The organism is Phocaeicola dorei, from assembly GCF_013009555.1.
GTDB classification, from domain to species: domain Bacteria; phylum Bacteroidota; class Bacteroidia; order Bacteroidales; family Bacteroidaceae; genus Phocaeicola; species Phocaeicola dorei.
This window is the reverse complement of the sequence record NZ_CP046176.1, coordinates 2612943-2633839: the sequence shown is the minus strand read 5'-3', so window position 1 is coordinate 2633839 and position 20897 is coordinate 2612943. Positions and strand designations below refer to the sequence as shown.

Below are 20897 nucleotides of genomic sequence, written 5' to 3'. Positions count from 1 at the left end.
ACGACTTTTTTTTATATGTGCAAACGTTTGAAGTGATTTTTTTCCACTTTTTTTTCGTGTTATTATTTATTAAATTATAAATCAGCATATTAACTTCATTTTTTTCATCCGCAACAAAGAAATTTCAGTGTAAAACAACTCCCCTTCCCTATTTCACTACTTGCCGAGATACTTCCACCATGTAAATTCATAATTTGTTTGCATAAACTGAGTCCGATACCACTACCTGTCGACTTCGTTGTGAAAAAAGGAACAAAGATTTTATCCAAAACTTCAGGAAGAATACCACTACCATTATCACAGACAGAAAGGAAAAATAGATGTTTGTCTAAATCACAATGTGTACTAATAATAACTTCGGGATAGGTTTGCTCTACACAAGCCTCACCTGCATTCTTTAGTAAATTGATTAATACTTGTTCTATCTGTGAACGATCTAGCATCAGAATCGTTTCTGGGTTTTCTACTTTATATATATATTGTATGTTTTTATTAGGGAATAGTTTTTTCATATCACTCAACAACTCACCTATATTTACTGGAGCCAGTATCGGGACAGACAGACGAGAAAGTTTACGATAGTTTTCCACAAAATTCAGTAATCCTTTACTTCTTCTATGAATAGTCTGCATCCCTTGCAACATGATATTGTAATCTTTCTCATTCATACCATTTTGCACAGCACGCTCACTTAATGTTTCACTTAATGAAATAATGGGTGCAATGGAGTTCATTATTTCATGAGTAAGTACACGAATCAGCTTTTGCCATGCTTCCATTTCATTTTCCTCCAATACAGCATGGATATTCTTTAAATTAACTAACCGGAGTTCCGTACCATGTTGAGCGGAATATTCGGATACCGTAACAGCCAATTCTTGTAGAGTATCTCCTTTATGTATTCGTACTGTTTTAATTTCTCCAGGCTGTAATGACAGGATAATAGTAGGAAATTCAGAATTTAACAGAGCCAATTCCCTGACTGAATGAATACAATAGCCGCACAAATCCTGCATGGCGGCCCGGTTCATCCAATGTATATTGCACAGACTATCTACTACCAGCAAACTGCTGTCAACAGTATTCAATAATGTTTCATAATATTGATATCGCTCTTCATTCTCGGACAACCGAGTACGGAATTCAGCAACAACATTATTTATTTCTTGTGCCAATCGTTGTTCTGTACGAGTTTTGTGCTGGGTAGAAAAACTCAAAGAGAAATCTGCATAACGAATACCTTCTATCATTCGTGATATCATACGGGTCGTTTTATATTGCCACTGACAGATATAGATGATAATACTTGCCATAATCATCAGCGAAAATAACAAGCAAAAATAGAGTGAATGTTGATAAAACAGATATGCAGCTATAGCTACTACCCCCATCAGTAACATACAAGCTATCATCCGTAAAGTTTGTAAACGATTCATAAACCTAATTTTTCAAGTTTCCGATAAAGAGCGTAACGGGTAATCCCCAAATATTCCGCTGCACGACTCAAGTTTCCTTCGCTGCGCTTCATAGCACGTTCTATGGCATTGCGTTCTAATTGTTCCAAGTTCAGTATCTCATCCGTATTCACCCTCTTCTCGGGTTGTGGCTGCAACATGAAATTTGCAGGCTTTAACAATGGCGAGTCCGAAAGAATAATCGCCCGTTCTATGGCATGCTGTAATTCGCGTACATTACCCGGCCAATGGTAACGCATGAGTTTCTGCTTGGCTTCGCGGTTCAGTCCGTTTATCTCTTTCTTATATTTATGAGTATACCGTTGTAAGAAATAATCAGCCAATAAGAGCACATCCTCTCCCCTTTCCCGCAAGGGAGGAATGGCAATCTCGATCGTATTGATGCGATACAACAGATCTTGACGGAAATTGCCCTCCTCCACCAATTGTCGGATATTTACATTCGTTGCGCTTATCAACCGAACATCAATAGGAATTATATCCGTTGCTCCCAAACGTGAAATCTGCCGCTTTTCTATGGCTGTTAGCAATTTGGATTGCATAGGTAATGACAAATTCCCTATCTCATCCAAAAAAAGCGTTCCTCCTGATGCCACCTCCATACGTCCCGCTTTTGCTTTACGGGCATCTGTAAAAGCCCCTTTTTCATAGCCGAACAATTCACTTTCGAACAATGATTCTGGTATGCTCCCCAAGTCAATCGTTATAAAAGGACATTCACGACGAGGAGAAAAATAACGTAGAGAACGGGCCACCAAATCTTTACCGGTTCCATTTTCACCCAATATCAAAATATTAGCATCAGTATCCGATAATTTCCGAATAGTATCAAAAACCTCTCGCATAGGCGCTGAGTGCCCTATCATCTGAGGCATCTCTTCATCCTGCCCGCTCAATGCTACAACTTGTTCTTTCAGTTGCCTGACCTCTTTACGAGAATCACGAAGTTTGATAGCCGACGAAAGCGTAGCAAGTAGTTTTTCTTTTTCCCAAGGTTTGGGAATAAAGTCAATAGCTCCAGCCTTAATAGCCCGTACAGCTTTATCTGTATCTGCATAAGCAGTCATAAACAAGACAATAGCCTGCGGGTCTAATTTTAATATCTGTTCTAGACAATTGAACCCTTCCTGCCCGCTGATAGCATCCCGGCGGAAATTCATATCAAGCAGAATAACATCAGGTTGAAAAGTAGTCATAAAATGCTCAATACGAGTCGGTTGAGTAGTAACTTTTATTTTTTCTACGTAGGGTTCCAATAAAAGGTTTAGTGCAAAAAGCACGTCCTCATTATCATCTATAATCAATATTTTTCCTTTTGTATTCATTATTTTATCCTCATATACATTATTATACGAATAAAAGATTTTCTATCCGCTATTTTGCAAAGATATTGTTTTTTTTAGTGTGTTGTCTGTGCGAATACGCACTATTTTTGTGCGTATCCGCACAGAGACGTTTTTATTTTTTAGCCCACAAAATTCTGGTAAACAAAGAGATAAGATAATGGCACACTATTTGATTAGTCTATAATACTAATATATTAAGTTATGAAAAAAAAATCAATAATAGTTATCAGTTTATGCCTTGTAGCAAGCATAGTAATTCTATCCAGCAATAAGATCTATATGCTTTATATAGGTGACTGCCGTCAATTGTGGAAAGAAGCACAAACCCACTATGTCAATCGACAATATGAAAAAGCACGCGAGTTATTAGAAAAGATAGCTCGCATTGATACGGCCCATCATGCCCAATATCTGACAGGCGACATGTATTTAAAAGGCTTAGGAGGTGAAATTGATTATGATAAAGCTTTGAAACTTTTTCATCAATCGGCAACGGGCGGGAACACTTATGCTGAAAACAATATAGGTTTTATGTACACATATGGTTTGGGAGTCACTAAGGATTACAGCCAAGCATTCAAATGGTTGAACAAAGCTGCCACTCAAGGAAATCCAGAAGCTCAAATTGGTATGGGGAGCCTTTATAAAAATGGTTGGGGAGTACGTAAAGATTGTTACATTGCTATGACTTGGTACCTACGTTCTGTGGCTCATGGTAATACGGACGCCATGAACAATATCGGTTATTTATATAAAAACGGACTTGGGGTTCCCAAAGACTTTGAAGAAGCTTATTTTTGGTTTAAAAAAGCAGCAGATAAGAATAATCCGATAGCTCAATATAATATAGGAAATATGTATTGTTATGGCGAGGGAATGGAAAAAGATTTTGCTAAAGGAGCCAAGTGGCTGACTAAAGCTGCTTTACAGGGGAATGCTCCTGCACAATATAACCTGGGTCGCATGTATCAGTGGGGTAAAGGCGTAGAGAAAGACTTACAACAAGCCCGGTTCTGGTTCCAAAAAGCTATAGACAACGGTCATGAAAAAGCAAAGGAAGCATTAACCAAAATAAAAAGCGACTTATCCGAAAAAGACACTGAAGACTCGTTCCTGTTTCCCTAACTATAAGACAAAAATACTAATAGGTATAAAGACATAAAAAAACGAACATGAAACTATATTGTATTATAGCACTTTCCCTTCTGCTTCGCCCGGAAACAGCCGCAGCACAACAAGAAGAATTAATGACACTGAGTTTGCAACAAGCTATTGAAATAGCACAAGAAAACTCACCGGAAGCACAAGCTGCCCGTCATACCTATCGGGCAGCTTATTGGAACTACCGTTTTTTCCGGGCGAATTATCTTCCCTCCGTCACATTAACTTCATCTCCTACCCTGAATCGGGAGATAAACAAAATTACCCAACCGGATGGAACAAACCAATTTATCCAGCAAGACCAGTTAAGCACAGACCTCAGCCTTAAAATAAATCAAAATATATGGTTCACCGGTGGCAGCTTGTTTGTAAAAAGTACCACCCAACGCATTGATGAATTTGAAGATAATCATACAGCGTATAACACCCAACCCGTAGTAATAGGTTACGAACAGCAACTTTTTGGATATAACTCTTTAAAATGGGATCGTCGTATCGAACCCCTTCGCTACCGGGAAGCCCGTAAAGCATATGCAGAAGCATTGGAACTTGTAGCCTCAGAAACCAGCACTCTTTTCTTCAACTTGGCTACTGCACAAACCAATCTTGACATAGCTACCTACAACTATGCTTCTGCTGATACTTTATACAGATATGCCGAAGGAAGATATAATATAGGAACAATAACTGAAAACGAAATGCTACAGCTGGAAATAAACAAACTGACAGAAGAAACCAATATGATGAATGCCCGTATCGAAGTAGAGGACCAAATGCAAACACTCCGTTCCTTCCTTGGCATTAATCGGGAAATAAATTTACGAGTTGTTCCGGAAGACAGTATTCCTCAATTTGAAATCTCTTTACAAAAAGCATTACAACTGGCATTCAAAAACAGTCCCGACCCTGACACTTATAAACGCAAACAATTGGAAAGCCGCAGCGCATTAGCTTCTGCAAAAGCCAATGCGGGTTTGAAAGCTGACCTGTATGTACAATTCGGGCTTTCTCAAACCGGAAATAAATTTGCAGATTCTTACCGAAACCCCATGAATCAACAATATGCCAGTATTGGTATTTCTTTACCTATCCTAGATTGGGGTCGTGGAAAAGGACGCGTCCGTGTAGCTCGTTCCAATGTAGACTTAGTAGATACACAAGCTGAACAGGGAATGAAAGATTTTGAATTAAATGTATGTAAAATGGTCCGTCAGTTCAATCTTCAAGCATACCGTGTAGCAGTAGCCGCCAAGACGGACAAGACGGCCGACCGACGCCATGATGTAGCACGTCGGCTTTATATCTTGGGAAAATCGACAATCCTGGACCTCAATGCCGCCATTACAGAAAAAGATACCGCACGGAGAAATTATATAACAGCTTTGAAAACTTATTGGAGTCTGTATTATGGTCTTAGAAGTATGACGGGATATGATTTCCTCAGAAAAGCAGAGATTTCATGTACTATACCTAAACCTTAACTACACGACAGGTATAAATGACCTTTGTATTATCGCCATGCATTAAAAAAGAAATAAAAAAATTATATCAAAAAACATAAACTAATGGATATAAAAATTGAAAAGAAACCGTGGTACATCCGCTATCGCTACTATATGATAGCTGCACTGGCCTTTATTATCTTCCTTATCTATGTGATAAGCCTTTCATTAGGTCCTCGCAAACTGCGTATCGAAACAGACAACATTCAGATAGCCGAAGTAAAAGACGACAAATTTATGGAGTATGTAGATGTGGAAGGACTGGTGCAACCCATTCTTACCATCAAAGTAAATACTCGTGAGGGCGGCAGTGTAGACCGCATTGTTGGAGAAGAAGGGAATATGATGAAACAAGGTGACACCTTGTTGATATTGACTAATCCGGATCTGATTCGTTCCATTGAAGACCAACGTGACGAGTGGGAAAAACAACGAATCACTTATAAAGAGAAAGAGATAGAAATGGAACAAAAGAGTCTGACACTGAAGCAACAAACATTACAGGCACAATATGAAATGGAACGACTGCGCAAAAGCTTCGGATTGGACAAAGAGGAATTCAAAATGGGAATTAAGAGCAAGGCTGAGCTTCAAGTATCTGAAGATGAATATAAGTATAAACTGAAAAATACGGCATTACAAATGGAAAGTCTGAAACATGATTCATCCGTAACTCTTATCCGCAAAGAACTATTGAGAAATGATCTAGAACGTGAAAGCAAAAAACTGAAACGTGCGGAAGAACGGTTGGAAGACTTGATAGTAAAAGCTCCGATTGGCGGCCAACTAAGTTTTGTGAAAGTTACTCCCGGTCAACAGGTTGCTTCGGGAGAAAGTATAGCTGAAATAAAAGTGCTGGATCAATATAAAATTCATACTTCTTTAAGTGAATATTATATTGACCGCATCACAACAGGTCTTCCGGCTACCGTAAACTATCAAGGAAAACGCTACCCGCTGAAAATTACTAAAGTAGTTCCTGAGGTAAAAGACCGCATGTTTGATGTGGACTTGGTATTTACCGGAGAAATGCCCGAGAATGTCCGTGTAGGAAAGAGCTTCCGAGTACAAATAGAATTGGGCCAACCCGAACAAGCTATAGTTATCCCACGTGGAAACTTCTACCAGTCTACTGGAGGACAATGGATTTACAAAATAAACTCATCAAAAACAAAAGCTGTAAAAGTTCCATTGAACATAGGACGCCAAAACCCGCTTCAATATGAAATCACAGAAGGTTTACAGCCTGGAGAATTTGTAGTTATCACAGGATATGATACCTTTGGTGACGCGGAAGAATTAATATTAAAATAAAACATGCAAAATGAGAACTTTGAAATATGCCTGGCGCTTCTTAATGCGTTCTAAATCATATACTATCATTAATTTGCTGGGACTAGCATTCAGTCTGGCATGCAGCATCATCCTAATACGGTATATCCATAGGGAACTGACGGTGGATGCACATAGCGTAGATCCGGAACATATCATCATTCCGTTACGGGATATGGAAGGAAACATTCATCCGGGAAGTTTGCAACAAGATTGGACGGAAGCGGATTCTGTTTATATCCTTGACCATCAAATAGTGGAGCAATGCCGTCTCATGCTACAGCAACGAGACAATGTGGTATACGAGAACAGCAACTATGCAATGAATATAGCAGCTGTAGATTCCACTTTTTTTCACTTTTTCCACTATCCGATTGTGGCTGGCGAAGCTAGTTTAGAAGCTCCCAATGACGCCATTATCACCCAACACTATGCTCGTAATATATTTGGCAAAGAAAATCCGATAGGTAAAGTATTGGAATATTATGGTAAAAATATCACTATCAAGGGGGTGATCGGAGAATTGGACTGCAAATCATTACTTCAGTTCGATATACTAGTATCATACAGATTGATAGAACGCTGGCAACGTATGGATATATCACTGATGCGTATCCTCCCCGGAGTAAATCTAGACAAAATAAACAAAATCAGCAATGTGTACAGAAAAGATAAAAGAGGAAACAGAATACGTTGGAAGTTTATTGCTTGGAAAGATTTATACTGGGAAAATTCCATCGGTCACGATGACGATTACGATTCCATTATGCAATTCGGGAACCGTACGCACTTGTATATTCTTTCAGGAGTAACCATATTGCTATTATTGGTGGGTATATTGAATTTCATCAATATTTATATGGTATTTATGATGAAACGTTCTAAAGAATATGGAGTAAAAAAAGTGAGGCTGTAATTTAAACTGTGTCAGCAAAGCAAACAAATAAAGTATTAACTTTGCTAACACAGTTTTTTTATGAGTGAAGAATTTGATTTTGAAAGGATCAAGAACAAGGCAATCGAGCAGCTCAAGGCTGGCAAGCCCTTGTTGGGTAAGGACGGAGCTTTTGCCCCGTTATTGGAGAGCATTTTAAATGCAGCTTTAGAAGGTGAGATGGATGCCCATCTTTCCGAGGATGAACGCATGAGTGGCAACCGTCGTAATGGCAAGATGCAGAAGCAGGTGCAAACTTCTATGGGTGAGGTGACCGTTTCTACCCCCCGTGATCGTAATTCCACCTTCGATCCTCAGTTTATAAAGAAGCGGGAGACCATTCTCGCGGAAGGTGTTGCTGACCGCATAATCGGCCTTTATGCCCTTGGTAATAGTACACGTGAAATAAGCGATTGGATGGAAGAGAATCTTGGTAACCGTGTGTCTGCCGAAACAATCAGTTCCATCACTGACCGGGTACTTCCGGAAATAAAAGCGTGGCGTTCGCGTAGCCTGGATTATATTTATCCGATAGTCTGGATGGATGCCATTCATTATAAAGTCATGGATGAGAGAGGCTGTGCCATTACCCATGCAATCTACAACGTATTGGCTATAGATAAGGACGGTCGTAAGGATTTGCTTGGGATGTACATCTCTAAGAATGAGGGGGCAAACTTCTGGTTGAATGTGCTGACCGATTTACAGAACCGTGGTGTACACGACATTCTCATAGCTTGTGTCGATGGTCTGAGGGGCTTCCCGGATGCCATCCAAAGCGTATTCCCTGATACCATAGTGCAACTTTGTATCGTCCATCAGATACGTAACTCCATCAAATACGTCGGCAGTAAACACCAGAAGGAGTTTCTTAAAGATCTGAAACGGGTTTACGGTGCAGTCAGCAAGGATGCCGCTGAAACGGAGCTTCTTGATTTAGATCAGAAATGGGGAGAGAAATATCCTATCGTCATCAAGTCGTGGCAGGACAACTGGGAAAAGCTCACTGAATACTTCCAGTTCACATCCGATATACGTCGTATGATTTATACGACGAATACCGTTGAAGGCTACCACCGGCAAATACGGAAAGTTACAAAAAACAAGGGTGTGTTCCCTAATGACACCGCCCTTGAGAAGCTTGTCTACCTCGCTTATCGCAACATACGCAAGAAATGGACTATGCCACTGGCTAATTGGGGCACCATTGCCCAACAACTGGCGATAAAGTTTGGAGATAGATTTAAGTTGTTGTAATTTTACGCTCGTCGGGAGTGCTGGTGCACCCCCTTGGCGCTGGCCGATCCCCGACCGATGAGCTTGAAAGAAAAACAGCGCATGACACAGTTTATTTTACGCCCCCAAAAAAGTATTCGGCTTGCAGCGTCTGCCTTTGTTTTTACAAATATGGATGGAAAATCAGTTATTAGCCTTTGCCGCACTGCTAACCGCCTGGCTGTTGATAGAAGCAACCCAAGTACCAGTCAGCCGGTTGATGAATGAACAAATTAGCTATTCGGCATTCGACTGGAAATTGTCTTTGGGATTCATCATATTATTACCTTTAGTCACTTCTATTTATCCATACATCAGATACAATTATCTCCCTCCTATTGTATCTATTCGTTCAATAACATCAAACCGTCATGCTATCACTGTACGTATGACATTCCTTTTTTTCCAATACGTTATAACCATATTACTCCTTATCTTGTCATTTTACTTTGGCAAGCAACTGCATTTCCTGCTGAATACCTCTCCCGGATATCGGACAGAAAGAATTCTTAGAGCTGAGTTGTTACACGAGAACAAAAATTATCTGCGCTCTGAAACAGAAGAAAAGCGCAATGAGCGCTTTGCCCGCCAAGACCGTATCAAGCAACTATTAAACGAGTGTCCTCACATTGAAATGTGGATGAGTTCCCATTATTCTATATTAAGGGGAAGCTCTATCTGCATGTTGTTAAATGACCAAGATACCCGTCAACCCATGCTCACCCTATTTCCTTCCCCACAATTCTTCCAACTGTATGATTTGAAAGTACTGGAAGGAGAAATCCCCCAAAAATTTGAAGGTTGGAGTGACTATAAAATGGTACTAAACAAAGCAGCAATGAAAGCCATGGGCTATGCGCAACTAGAAGATGCTTTTGTACGCAGCGAATCTCCACTTTGGATTAGTGTCAGCGAAAAAGGAGAAATGGAAGAAGGTGGAACCAAACTTATGCCTGTAGTGGCTGTAATAGACGATTATTACCCAAGCCATCTCACTGAAGGAATAAAACCGATGGCATTTGTCGTGGGGCCCAGCAGTGGCAACAGCGATTTTTTGATTGCCGTCAACCCCGATAAAGAAAAAGAAGTCATAGAATATCTGAAGAAAACAGAGAAAGAAATATATAATACCGAAGACTTCACCTATACTTGGTTGACAGATGAAGTTCACAAACTTTATGCTCAGGACCGTCAAACAGCAAATATTTATTTCGTCTTTGCCTTGATAGCAATCATCATCTCCTGTTTGGGACTATTTGGATTATCCTTATTTGATATCCGACAACGTTATCGTGAAATTGCCATCCGCAAAGTAAATGGTGCAGGGATGAAAGACCTTTACCTGCTATTATTCCGCAAATATATCAAAGTAATAGGTTGTGCATTTGTATTGGCTGTTCCACTTGCCCATTACCTCATATATATGTATACACAGGATTTTGTGCTAAAAACACCTATAGGTATAGGGATTTATTTAGCAGTTCTAGCTATCATTTCCTTTATTTCATCAAGCACAGTAATTTGGCAAATACACAAAGCTGCTCAAATTGATCCCGCAAAAATTATAAGATCAGAATAAACACACATAAAATATGAAAACACTGAAATATTCCTGGCGCTTTTTAATGCGTTCTAAATCGTATACTATCATTAATTTGCTGGGACTGGCATGCAGTCTGGCATGCAGCATCATCTTGATGCGATATATCCATAGAGAACTGACAGTGGACACACATTGCATCGACAGGGAGCATGTGTATGCCATCTGTACCAATACAGAAGGCAACCGGGGACTAAGTGGACTGAAACAATATAACTATGATACCATTTCTATTGACAATCGTTTCGTAGAAGCTATGACCACCTATATTCCATTGGAAAAGGACTATGTCATTTCCGGTACCAACCGTATTCCGGCACGTTGCCTCGTTACCGACAGTGTCTTTTTTCAGTTATTTCATTATCCTATAGTGCAAGGAAAGCTATCTCTCACAACACCTCAGTCGGCATTATTAACGGAAAAATACGCCCGCAAGATTTTCGGTAATGAAAATCCTATAGGTAAAATACTACGTTATAGTAATGGCAAAGACATTACCATAGAAGGCATTGTAGGAGAACCTGAGTGTAAAACTACAATTAACTTTGATATCATCCTCTCTTCTAAATTATCCCAACATTGGGAAAGGATGAATACGGAGCTCTATCGTTTCCTACCCGGTACAGATATAAATGCCATAAATAAGACAGGTAGTGTTCCACGGTATATAAATGATCCTGAATATGACACTCGCACACATACTTTTTCTTTAATTTCTGTGAAGGATATTTACTGGGACGGTTCTTTAACTGACCGTGAACCTGCTATGTTTCTTTCGGGAAACCGTTCTCACTTAATCATTTTGTCGGGCGTATACCTGTTATTGCTCCTCACCGGCATCTTGAATTTTATTAATCTTTATCTGGTGGCATTATTACGTCGCGGAAAAGAATATGGATTGAAGAAAGTATTTGGCGTATGCGGCAGAACATTGTTTGCCAATATATGGATTGAAAATACATTACTAGTTCTGAGCGCCTTATTAGTATCTTGGCTTATTATTGAAATAATGTCTGCCCCTACTGAATATTTGTTCGACACTCACTTTTCTTATACGGCTTTCGACGGATGGCTTTCGGCAAGTATTTTATTATTGTTACCAGTAATAACTTCTATTTATCCATACATTAAATACAATTACACCTCCCCCATTCTTTCCATTCGCTCTATCGGTGCCCAAAGTCATTCCAAACATTTTCGTATGTTCTTTCTAGGGGCACAGTATATTATAACTTTTTTGTTAGTGGTACTTTCACTTTATTTTAATCGACAACTTGGAATGTTATTAAGTACCGAGCCGGGCTTTCGTACTAAAAACATAATGAATGTAAATTTAGTATATGAATCGAAAGATTTTAGCAGCTATACTTATGAAAGTATGCAACAACGCCGCCAACGTGTCATGCAATTGGATAATGAACTTAATGCATGCCCCTTTATTGAATTGTACGAACCTAGCTATGAGAATATCCTTACTCCTACCTTTGGTACAAATTATTTGAACAATAAAGGAGAAAAGGTGTTTCTAAATATTCATTACGCCACTCCTGCATTTTTCAAATTATATGATATAAAAGTAATTGAAGGTGAGATACCCGATATAAATAAAGAAGACCGGCGTACTGTTTTTGTTGTAAACAAAGCCGCACTGAAAGCATTAGGCTATACTTCAATCAATGGCGTTGGAGTGATTGAAGAAAATCAAAAAAAGGCTAATGCTAACGCTTCTCTTCAACCTATTGTTGCAGTAGTAGAGGATTATTTTGAAGGACATTTGACATCTGGAATCAAGCCTACTATCTATCCTGTCGGAGCACGGTTCAGTGGTGATCTCTATCAGATAGCTTATACACCCGGCAAAAAGAAAGAAGTGATTGATTTCTTACGTAATTTGGAATATAAACTCTATGGAAGTGAAGACTTTGAATATACTTTTCTGGAAGATGATATCAAAGCAATGTATACACAAGACCGCCAAACAGCCACGATTTATTCTATTTTTGCAAGTATAGCTATTATTATTTCCAGTCTTGGTTTGTTAGGGATTTCTCTTTTTGACATTCGCCAACGATATCGGGAAATAGCGATTCGTAAAGTGAACGGTGCAAGTGCCAAAGACCTTTACCGACTGTTATTCCGCAAATATATAACCGTTTTAATTATAGCATTTGTCATAGCTATTCCTTTGGCTTGTTATCTGATAAATACCTATACTCAGGATTTTGCAGTAAGGGCACCTGTCAGTATAGACATTTTTATCATATCATTGCTGTTGGTAATAATCATATCACTGGGCACCTTAGCATACCAAATACAAAAGGCGGCACATATTAATCCGACGAAAATCATGAAAACAGAATAATTTTATAAAACAACGGAAATATGTTAAGGCATTATATAAAAATGGCAATGCGCCACTTATTAAAATATAAGATACAAAATCTGATATCTATCGTAGGGCTATCTGTCGGGATATTATGTTTTAGTATCTGTCTTTATTGTAGCCGGTTCATCAGCGAAGTAGATTCTTGCTTTTCCAATAAGGAACGCATAGCAGACATAAATTTATGTACAACACGGGGAGATTTGTATTCTGGTATTCCGGCAACAACGATTGAAGAATTGCGTAAACTTAGATTCGATGAGGTTCAAGATTTTACCTTTACCGTTTATCCCCGAGAGCGGAGTTACAACGTAGAGATAAAAGAAGGGAAAGAATTACCATACGATCATTTGATGACAATGGAAGTAGACTCTCTTTTTAGGAAAGTATTCACTCCCCAAATACTACAGGGATCATGGGAAGTAGCCTCCAACACCCCCAATGCCATTATACTGACCCGCTCTTTAGCAAAAAAGATTTTCGGTGAGTCAGAAAATCCCATAGGCAAACGTATGATATTGACACAACGTCTTTTTACAGCACCGGATACCACTCCTCGTACTGGAGGCATAACCTATACCATTCAGGCCGTGATAGAAGATATTCCCCTGAATACCAGCCTGAGTTTTCTTGAGAAACTGGATATGCTAACTTTGAATGACAGTGAAGGAACATTGCAATTCAACGGTCGTGATAATATGACCGGAGGTTTTGGTTTTGCTCTGCTACGTCCAGGTAAAACAGCCCGAAAATTAGAAGCCCGTTTTCGCTCCATAAATATGAAGCACTACATGTATGACGAAGAAACAGCTATAACCGCCTCACCCTTTGGAGAGAAATTTTGGGATAAGTCCATCGCTCCTTATTTTGCAGGAATAACCATGATAGTAGGCCTGCTGATCTTACTGACCGGACTTCTTAATTTCTTCCATTTTCTTATGGGAACTTTCTTGAATCGTAACCGTGAATACGGGATACGCAAAGTTATGGGCAGTGGAAACCAGCGACTTTTTTACCAACTCTTTGTCCAGTCTGTCATCATTGCATTCATCGCTTTCTTGTTTACGTTCTGCTTGATTGAAATAATCAGCCCCTATTTGAATTTCAATTTATTTAATTATGTTCTTATCATTGAAAAGAACCTCTTGTTTATACAGACCACAGAGTATATGATATTCATCTTATTTTTATGTATGATATTATGCTTTATAACTGTATTGCGCATACATTACACATCTATCCAGACAGAGATTCATGGCAGTGAGATAAAACGTCATAAACATGGAATGCGAAATATACTGTTAGGTATCCAATTTTTTATATGCTGGATTTTCGTCGCATTTACCGTAGCTCTTTATATGCAAGCGGAAAAAACGGAATCTACCCTATTCAACACATTGACTGAAAAAGAAAAAGCCAATATACTAAGTTTCTCCATAGATTATATGTTTATGAAGAATGAAGAGAAACTGGCTTTAATAGAACGTATATCCAAATTTTCCGGTGTACAAGACAAATTATTGGCAGACATCAGTTATCTGAAAGGTATATCAGGTACTGGGATGCAAATGGAAAAAGGTAACCCGGAAAGCAGTTTTGAAGTAAATGTCATGAATGTTTCCACTAACTTCTTCCAATTCATGAACATACCTTTACTATCGGGACACACATTAAAAGCCAAAGAGGATTTGGTAGTAGACAAAACATGGGCGGAACGCCAGAAAAAAGATCCGTTAGGAACTATTTTATACAATTACTCGGAAAGCTATACCATTTGCGGTATATGTGGCGATTTTATCGCCAATGTATATAATCAAAGTCCTGGATTTGTATTCTTACCCAGCGACTTCAATTATTATGTAGGTCATTGCTATCTGAAATGCGAGCCGGGGAAAACGGCTGAAATAAAAAAAATGATAGAAAAAACATTGCAAGAAACACTTCCGGAAAGTATTCACCCTCAAGTCACTACATTGCAGGAGGATATATATGAAGCACAAGCAACAGAAAATAAATTGAAAGGGATTATCCTGTTCTTTTCTATCGTCAGCCTGCTCATTACCTTGTTGGGGGTTTATTCGACCATCACATTGGATACGGAACGCAGACAAAAGGAAGTAGCTATCCGGAAGGTAAATGGAGCAGGATTGAAACAGATTATTTTATTGTTTGCCCGCCTTTATATAAGACTGCTGACTGTTTCCGCAGTTATTGCATTTCCATTAATTTATATAGTCATACAAATGTGGAAAAAAGCATATATTGTATTCTTTAATGACGGTATCATATATTGGGCAGGAATTTTCATCGGAATAACATTTATTACGGCCCTCACGGTATTATTCCGTATTCTGAGAATAGCACGAATTAATCCGGCAGAAGTAATCAAGAACGAATGATAAGAAATAGATTCAACTATGATAAAACATTGTCTGAAAATAGCAATCAGGAACTTAGTAAAGTACAAAGTCCAATCGGCAGTCAGTATTCTAGGACTGGCTGTAGGATTTGTCTGTTTTTCATTATCCCTTTACTGGATACATTATGAAATGACATACGACCATTTCCGCCAGGATGCCGACCGTATCTATATGGTACGCACTAATGACGAATATACGGAAGGGAAAATTTCAACACGAGTTCCCTATTCTTTAGCCGCTTATTTGGCCCAGCACTTTCCGGATATAGCAGTTGCCGCCCCCTTTCATCTCATTTCTGAACGAATCAGCGTGAATGACAAATATCAGGATGCCGTTTTTTCATCAGCAGACAGTGCATGGATGAATCTGATGGATATCCGGATTATTAAGGGAAACCGTAACTTTATGCTCCCCAAAGATAATGCCGAAATAGCAATCACTGAAGAAGCTGCAAAAAAATGGTTCAGAACGGAAGACCCGATAGGAAAAGAGGTGAAAATGCTCAGACGTACCAAAAAAATTTGTGCCATTGTCCAAGCTGAAAACAGACATACCAATTTTCCTTTTGACTTTATAGGCAACCCAGAATTGGGAAAAACCTGGTGGTATATCACTTGGAGCATACTGATTAAGGTAAAGCCGGATACAGACATTGAAGAATTAGAATCAAAAATCAATGCCAACCTGCCTGCCGAACTGAAACAAGTGACATCGATCAGAAAAACCGGCATTGAACGGATTATACTTACTCCGCTTTCCAAACTACATTATGCAAAAGATTTCCGAGATGATAAAGAAGCTGGAATAACTTTTCAGTATATCATCTATTTTTCAATAGCCGGTATATTAATCATAACGTGTGCGTTAATCAATTATCTCACCTTATTTATTAACCGCATGAGAGTCCGTCAACGGGAAATGGCACTGCGAATGATACACGGTGCCAACATCCGCTCGCTTGTTTCTCTCTTAACTGTGGAATTTTTGCTTCTGTTGGCGTGTGCAGTTACTACCGGATTTCTGCTGATAGAAATATGCTTTCCATCTTTCATAGAACTTACAGGAATTGATACAGCAAAATCCTCTTTATACGGAGAAGCCTTTCTTTTCATCGGTTTGATCTCCCTAATTATATTGACTGCCATTATCGGACTTTTATATATACTATATCATCGTTCCCTACACCTCTCTTTGCGTTACAATACCGGAAGGAGTACCGGTACACAGTTACGTAGAGGAAGTATAGTTCTTCAATTGTTTGTCTGTTTGTCTTTTATAGGATGTACCGTGTTGATAAACCAACAATTGGATTACCTGCGTCACCGCGATTTAGGATTGAAAATTAAGAATCGGGGCAGCTTCTCTGTTATGGGAGACATGGATTATACTCCTTTAATAAGAAAAATAAAAGAACTTCCCATGATAACCGAAGTTATGCAACCTGACTATTACCCCATAGTATCACAACTGACAGCTATCGGACAATTTGACAATTGGGAGGGACTGGATATTCCTATTGATACGCCAGTTCCGGTTAAGTTATTTTTAGGGAAAGAAGATTTTTTCCGTTTTTACGATATCACCTTATTAGCCGGTGAATGGCTTGATGACCTATCTACTTATGAAGACATCATTATCAATGAATCACTGGCGCGCCGAATGGGATGGAGCCCACAAGAAGCCATCGGCAAACATATTATACAATCATACATTACCTATACAATTGTCGGCGTAGTGAAGGATTGCCATTATGGAGCACCGACTTTACCCATTCCCCATACAGGCTTTCTGGTTGGAGAACAAATGGGATTAATGCAGCGTTCTGCCGGTATCTTATTCAAATATAAAGAAGGAACGTGGAATGAATGTCGTAAAGCCCTTGAACACCTTTACCAGACCGAATGTTCTCCTGAGAATATCTTGCGTCTGAACAGTGAAGAAGAAGTATATAATAATTACCTGCGTTCCGAAGAAATGCTGACCCGGCTGCTTAGTTTCGCGTCTTTAGTATGTATTCTTACCGCCATGTTCGGCATTTATTCTTTAGTAACACTTACTTGCGAACAACGTCGTAAAGAAATTGCAATACGTAAAGTAAATGGAGCCACAGTATGGAGCATTCTATACCTGTTTTTCCGGGAATATCTAATCATGCTTTGTATTGCTGCACTGTTCGCTTTTCCAATCACATACGTCATTATCAAGCAATGGATATTAAACTATGTCCGGCAGGTCAGTATCAGTCCATTACCATTCATCCTTATTCTTATAGGGCTGGCTCTGACAGTCATAGCAGGAATCAGTTGGCGGGTATGGAAAGCAGCCAACGAGAATCCTGCAGAAGTAATCAAAAACGAATAACTTTTAAAATATAAGATTATGATCAAAACAGTAAACTTGCAGAAAATCTTCAAAACAGAAGAAGTCGAAACATGGGCATTGAACAATGTCAATCTAGAAATTAAAGCAGGCGAATTTGTAGCCATCATGGGACCATCCGGTTGTGGAAAGTCCACCCTGCTGAATATCCTCGGCCTTTTGGACAATCCTACGGGAGGCACTTACGAACTGAACGGAACAGACGTTTCCAAATTTACCGAAGCACAACGCACCAATTTACGTAAAGGAGTCATCGGATTCGTGTTCCAGAGCTTTAACCTGATTGATGAATTAAATGTATTCGAAAATATCGAATTACCCTTATTGTATATGGGAATTCCGGCGACAGAACGCAAACGTCGGGTAGAAGATGCCATGAACCGTATGGCTATTGCTCATCGAGTAAAACATTTCCCACAACAACTATCTGGCGGACAGCAACAACGTGTTGCAATAGCCCGTGCTGTAGTAGCAAATCCGAAACTGATTCTAGCAGATGAGCCTACCGGTAATCTGGATTCCAAGAACGGCAAGGAAGTAATGGAACTTTTGACCGAGCTGAATAAAGAAGGAACAACAATTGTTATGGTTACCCACTCCCAACACGATTCCGGCTATGCAGGAAGAACCATTAATTTGTTTGACGGACAGGTGGTGAATGAAATAAAAATATAAATTAATTTATCATTGAGGTGGTTTAACCACCTCAATGATAACAAAAGGATATTATAACAATGAACATCTTCTTAAACATCAAACTTATTGTCCGCAACTGGTGGCGGAACAAACTTTTTTTTCTGATTTCACTATTCAGTCTTACAGCTGGATTAGGATGCACCAATCTGCTTATGACTTTTTTTATCCATGAATATAATGTGGAAAAATATAATACCGACCGTAACCTCATTTATCTATTACGTCAAGACTCTCCAATGGAAGAAGGTATTAAAGTAGCCTACTCTACCTCAGACGCAGCCACACAGATAAAAGAAAAATATGCTGAAATTACAGATATTCTGCATGTGAACGGAATGTCTGGTAATCTTTGCAAATATAATGGAACAGATATCAAACAGTTTCTTTTTATCAGTGCCGACTCTACTTTAAATCAATTTTTCCCTTATACAACTTTAGAAGGCAGCCTGGAAGAAGTCCTCACGACCCCGGACAAAGTTGCTGTAAACAAAAGATTTGCTCACCGACTTTTCGGAAATCATTCCGGAATTGGAGAAATCCTGGAAATAATCAACGAAGAAGGACAAAGTAAAAGTTATAAAGTAGCAGCTATATTAGAAGATCGTCCACAATCTTTTCTGCATTTTGATTTGCTGACAGGACTATCCGACAAATCATGGGGAGGTCCCGTATTATTAAAACTACAACCAGGTGCATCTCCCTTAGCTTTACAGGAAAAAATTAAAAAAGACAAGATTCCAACTTTAGTACCGGATTCACAATATTATATTGATCCGATAAAAGAACTATACTTTAATACTGGAAAAGACAGTAAGCAGCAACAGTTGGCTTTCTTCCAACACTGTGACGTATTATTACTATATATCAGTCTGATTTCAGCCCTGCTTGTACTTATCATCGCTTGTTTCAACTATACAAATCTGACTCTCTCACGTATCATGCAGCAACTTAAAATGATACATATAGAGAAATTGATGGGAGCAAAATCAAAAGAAATCCGCAGTCAGTTATTTCTTGATGCAGCACTTACCGTTTTATTTGCATTCCTGTTATCATTATTGCTTATTAATGACATGCTGCCGTGGTTTAATGATCTGTTGTCTACCCACCTCTTCTTCTCTTTCTTTTTCAGCTGGCAAGTTCTACCTTTACTTTTATCCTTCATTTTCTTCATGGCTGTCATTCCCGGTCTGTATATCAGCCATAAACTCTCTCAACAGACTTTGAGCAAGTATCGGCAAACTTATACAGGAAGGAAAAAGCAACAATTTATATGGTTGCTTGTTACCATCCAGTTTATATTTTCAATCGGGTTAGTGTATGCAACCACTCTTACACAAAAACAAATGAATCTAATCAAATCCCGTGCATACCATTACGAAAATACAATAGAAATAGGAAATGGCACCCTTCCTCTGTTTCCGCTCTATCAGGAACTGAAACAAATGGATGGGATAGAGTCTATAAGTCTTTCCATGAGTTCTGTACTTTACTGTTGGCTTCGTGAGCTTCCTATCCGACAAACAGACGGTAGTATCCAACATAATTTTATAGCACACATCCCTACTGACACAGCTTTCTTCCAAACCATGCATATCCGACAAATTGCCGGAGTATCTCCCTCCCAAGCCTGTCGGGAATATACTCATCCGGCTTTTATCAATGAAAACCTTGCGCGTCTGCTGAACATAGATGTTTCCCACATAGGTCATAAACTAAATGAATTTGATGGATTCTCGGATTCATTAAGTATTATTGCAGGTATTTTCAAGAATTTCCCATTTAACTCCCTGGAAGAAGAAATCGGTGGTCAACAAATATCTATTGGAACAGAACAGGATTTAATTCAGAAAGGAACATTCATACAAATGAAACTCATTCCTGAATATTATAAAGAAACATTGGTATCTATTGAAAAATTATGGAAGGAAATGAATGGTGACAGAGGTTTCAAATATGTAGATATGCATAAAGAATTTATGTTGCGTAATAACAAAGTAATTATACTCTCCCGAATCCTTATCAGCTACTCATTTATTGCATTGGCCCTGACCTGTTTTGGCCTGTTCGGTATTTCATGGTACGCTGTACGTCATCGTACCCGTGAAATTGCAATCCGTAAAGTGCATGGTGCTTCCAATTGGGAAATAGTATGGTTACTAAACCGTTCTTTTCTATGGCAAATACTAGTAGCATACATCATCGCTATTCCGATAACGTGGTTATTAATGCAACATTGGCTGGAGCAATTTGCTTATCGAATTTCAGCCACACAATGGAATTTCCTGACTCCTATTCTTATTGTATTGGTAATTACAACCATTACGATAACAATACATAGTTATCTTAGTGCACGCACTAATCCGGTAAACAGCCTGAAAACTGAATAGCAAA

At 38.9% G+C, this 20897-nt stretch carries 11 protein-coding genes and 2 pseudogenes; 11 read left to right on the top strand and 2 right to left on the bottom strand.

The window, feature by feature from the left end; genetic code table 11:
* Window positions 1–104: 104 nt before the first annotated feature.
* Window positions 105–1436: a sensor histidine kinase gene (locus tag GKD17_RS10995; protein WP_007835614.1), complete on the bottom strand. Its 1332-nt coding sequence runs from the start codon at window positions 1434–1436 to the stop codon at window positions 105–107.
* Window positions 1433–2800, bottom strand: coding sequence for a sigma-54-dependent transcriptional regulator (locus GKD17_RS10990; protein WP_007835616.1), 1368 nt, complete (start codon window positions 2798–2800; stop codon window positions 1433–1435). Before GKD17_RS10990 ends, GKD17_RS10995 begins: the two co-directional genes overlap by 4 nt.
* Before the next feature lie 222 nt (window positions 2801–3022).
* On the opposite strand from GKD17_RS10990, the gene GKD17_RS10985 reads away from it, so the two are divergent.
* The 11 genes and pseudogenes from GKD17_RS10985 to GKD17_RS10935 all read left to right on the top strand — a co-directional run bounded on the left by GKD17_RS10985 (window position 3023) and on the right by GKD17_RS10935 (window position 20893).
* Window positions 3023–3946 carry a tetratricopeptide repeat protein gene (locus GKD17_RS10985; protein WP_007835618.1) on the top strand — a complete coding sequence of 308 codons (924 nt, stop codon included), beginning with the start codon at window positions 3023–3025 and terminating at the stop codon, window positions 3944–3946.
* A 47-nt stretch (window positions 3947–3993) separates the two neighbouring features.
* Complete coding sequence (locus GKD17_RS10980) at window positions 3994–5463, top strand: TolC family protein (RefSeq protein WP_007835620.1); 1470 nt, start codon at window positions 3994–3996, stop codon at window positions 5461–5463.
* Window positions 5464–5547: 84 nt separating this feature from the next.
* Window positions 5548–6798, top strand: coding sequence for an efflux RND transporter periplasmic adaptor subunit (locus tag GKD17_RS10975; protein WP_007835622.1), 1251 nt, complete (start codon window positions 5548–5550; stop codon window positions 6796–6798).
* Between the two features lie 10 nt (window positions 6799–6808).
* Window positions 6809–7723, top strand: a pseudogene (locus GKD17_RS10970) (ABC transporter permease); the annotation flags it as partial.
* Window positions 7724–7792: 69 nt separating this feature from the next.
* Window positions 7793–9007, top strand: a complete 1215-nt coding sequence (locus GKD17_RS10965) for an IS256 family transposase (RefSeq protein ID WP_007839275.1) — start codon at window positions 7793–7795, stop codon at window positions 9005–9007.
* A 97-nt stretch (window positions 9008–9104) separates the two neighbouring features.
* Window positions 9105–10604: pseudogene (locus tag GKD17_RS10960) on the top strand (ABC transporter permease); the annotation flags it as partial.
* A 13-nt stretch (window positions 10605–10617) separates the two neighbouring features.
* Entirely contained in the window at window positions 10618–12987 is a 2370-nt protein-coding gene (locus GKD17_RS10955) for an ABC transporter permease (RefSeq protein ID WP_032936249.1), read from the top strand.
* Window positions 12988–13007: 20 nt separating this feature from the next.
* Window positions 13008–15407 (top strand): ABC transporter permease, encoded by a 2400-nt coding sequence (locus GKD17_RS10950; RefSeq protein WP_007835629.1) that lies wholly within the window; start codon window positions 13008–13010, stop codon window positions 15405–15407.
* Between the two features lie 18 nt (window positions 15408–15425).
* Window positions 15426–17789: an ABC transporter permease gene (locus GKD17_RS10945; RefSeq protein ID WP_007835630.1), complete on the top strand. Its 2364-nt coding sequence runs from the start codon at window positions 15426–15428 to the stop codon at window positions 17787–17789.
* A gap of 18 nt (window positions 17790–17807) precedes the next feature.
* On the top strand, window positions 17808–18482 hold the full coding sequence (locus GKD17_RS10940) for an ABC transporter ATP-binding protein (RefSeq protein ID WP_007835631.1): 675 nt from the start codon (window positions 17808–17810) through the stop codon (window positions 18480–18482).
* A gap of 59 nt (window positions 18483–18541) precedes the next feature.
* The gene (locus GKD17_RS10935; protein ID WP_007835632.1) at window positions 18542–20893 is read left to right on the top strand and encodes an ABC transporter permease; all 2352 of its coding nucleotides are present in this window, start codon (window positions 18542–18544) and stop codon (window positions 20891–20893) included.
* Window positions 20894–20897: the final 4 nt, after the last annotated feature.

Coding starts and splice junctions, on each gene's coding strand:
- GKD17_RS10995 (WP_007835614.1), bottom strand. CDS start 1,436: ATGAATCGTTTACAAACTTTACGGATGATAGCTTGTATGTTACTGATG.
- GKD17_RS10990 (WP_007835616.1), bottom strand. CDS start 2,800: ATGAATACAAAAGGAAAAATATTGATTATAGATGATAATGAGGACGTG.
- GKD17_RS10985 (WP_007835618.1), top strand. CDS start 3,023: ATGAAAAAAAAATCAATAATAGTTATCAGTTTATGCCTTGTAGCAAGC.
- GKD17_RS10980 (WP_007835620.1), top strand. CDS start 3,994: ATGAAACTATATTGTATTATAGCACTTTCCCTTCTGCTTCGCCCGGAA.
- GKD17_RS10975 (WP_007835622.1), top strand. CDS start 5,548: ATGGATATAAAAATTGAAAAGAAACCGTGGTACATCCGCTATCGCTAC.
- GKD17_RS10965 (WP_007839275.1), top strand. CDS start 7,793: ATGAGTGAAGAATTTGATTTTGAAAGGATCAAGAACAAGGCAATCGAG.
- GKD17_RS10955 (WP_032936249.1), top strand. CDS start 10,618: ATGAAAACACTGAAATATTCCTGGCGCTTTTTAATGCGTTCTAAATCG.
- GKD17_RS10950 (WP_007835629.1), top strand. CDS start 13,008: ATGTTAAGGCATTATATAAAAATGGCAATGCGCCACTTATTAAAATAT.
- GKD17_RS10945 (WP_007835630.1), top strand. CDS start 15,426: ATGATAAAACATTGTCTGAAAATAGCAATCAGGAACTTAGTAAAGTAC.
- GKD17_RS10940 (WP_007835631.1), top strand. CDS start 17,808: ATGATCAAAACAGTAAACTTGCAGAAAATCTTCAAAACAGAAGAAGTC.
- GKD17_RS10935 (WP_007835632.1), top strand. CDS start 18,542: ATGAACATCTTCTTAAACATCAAACTTATTGTCCGCAACTGGTGGCGG.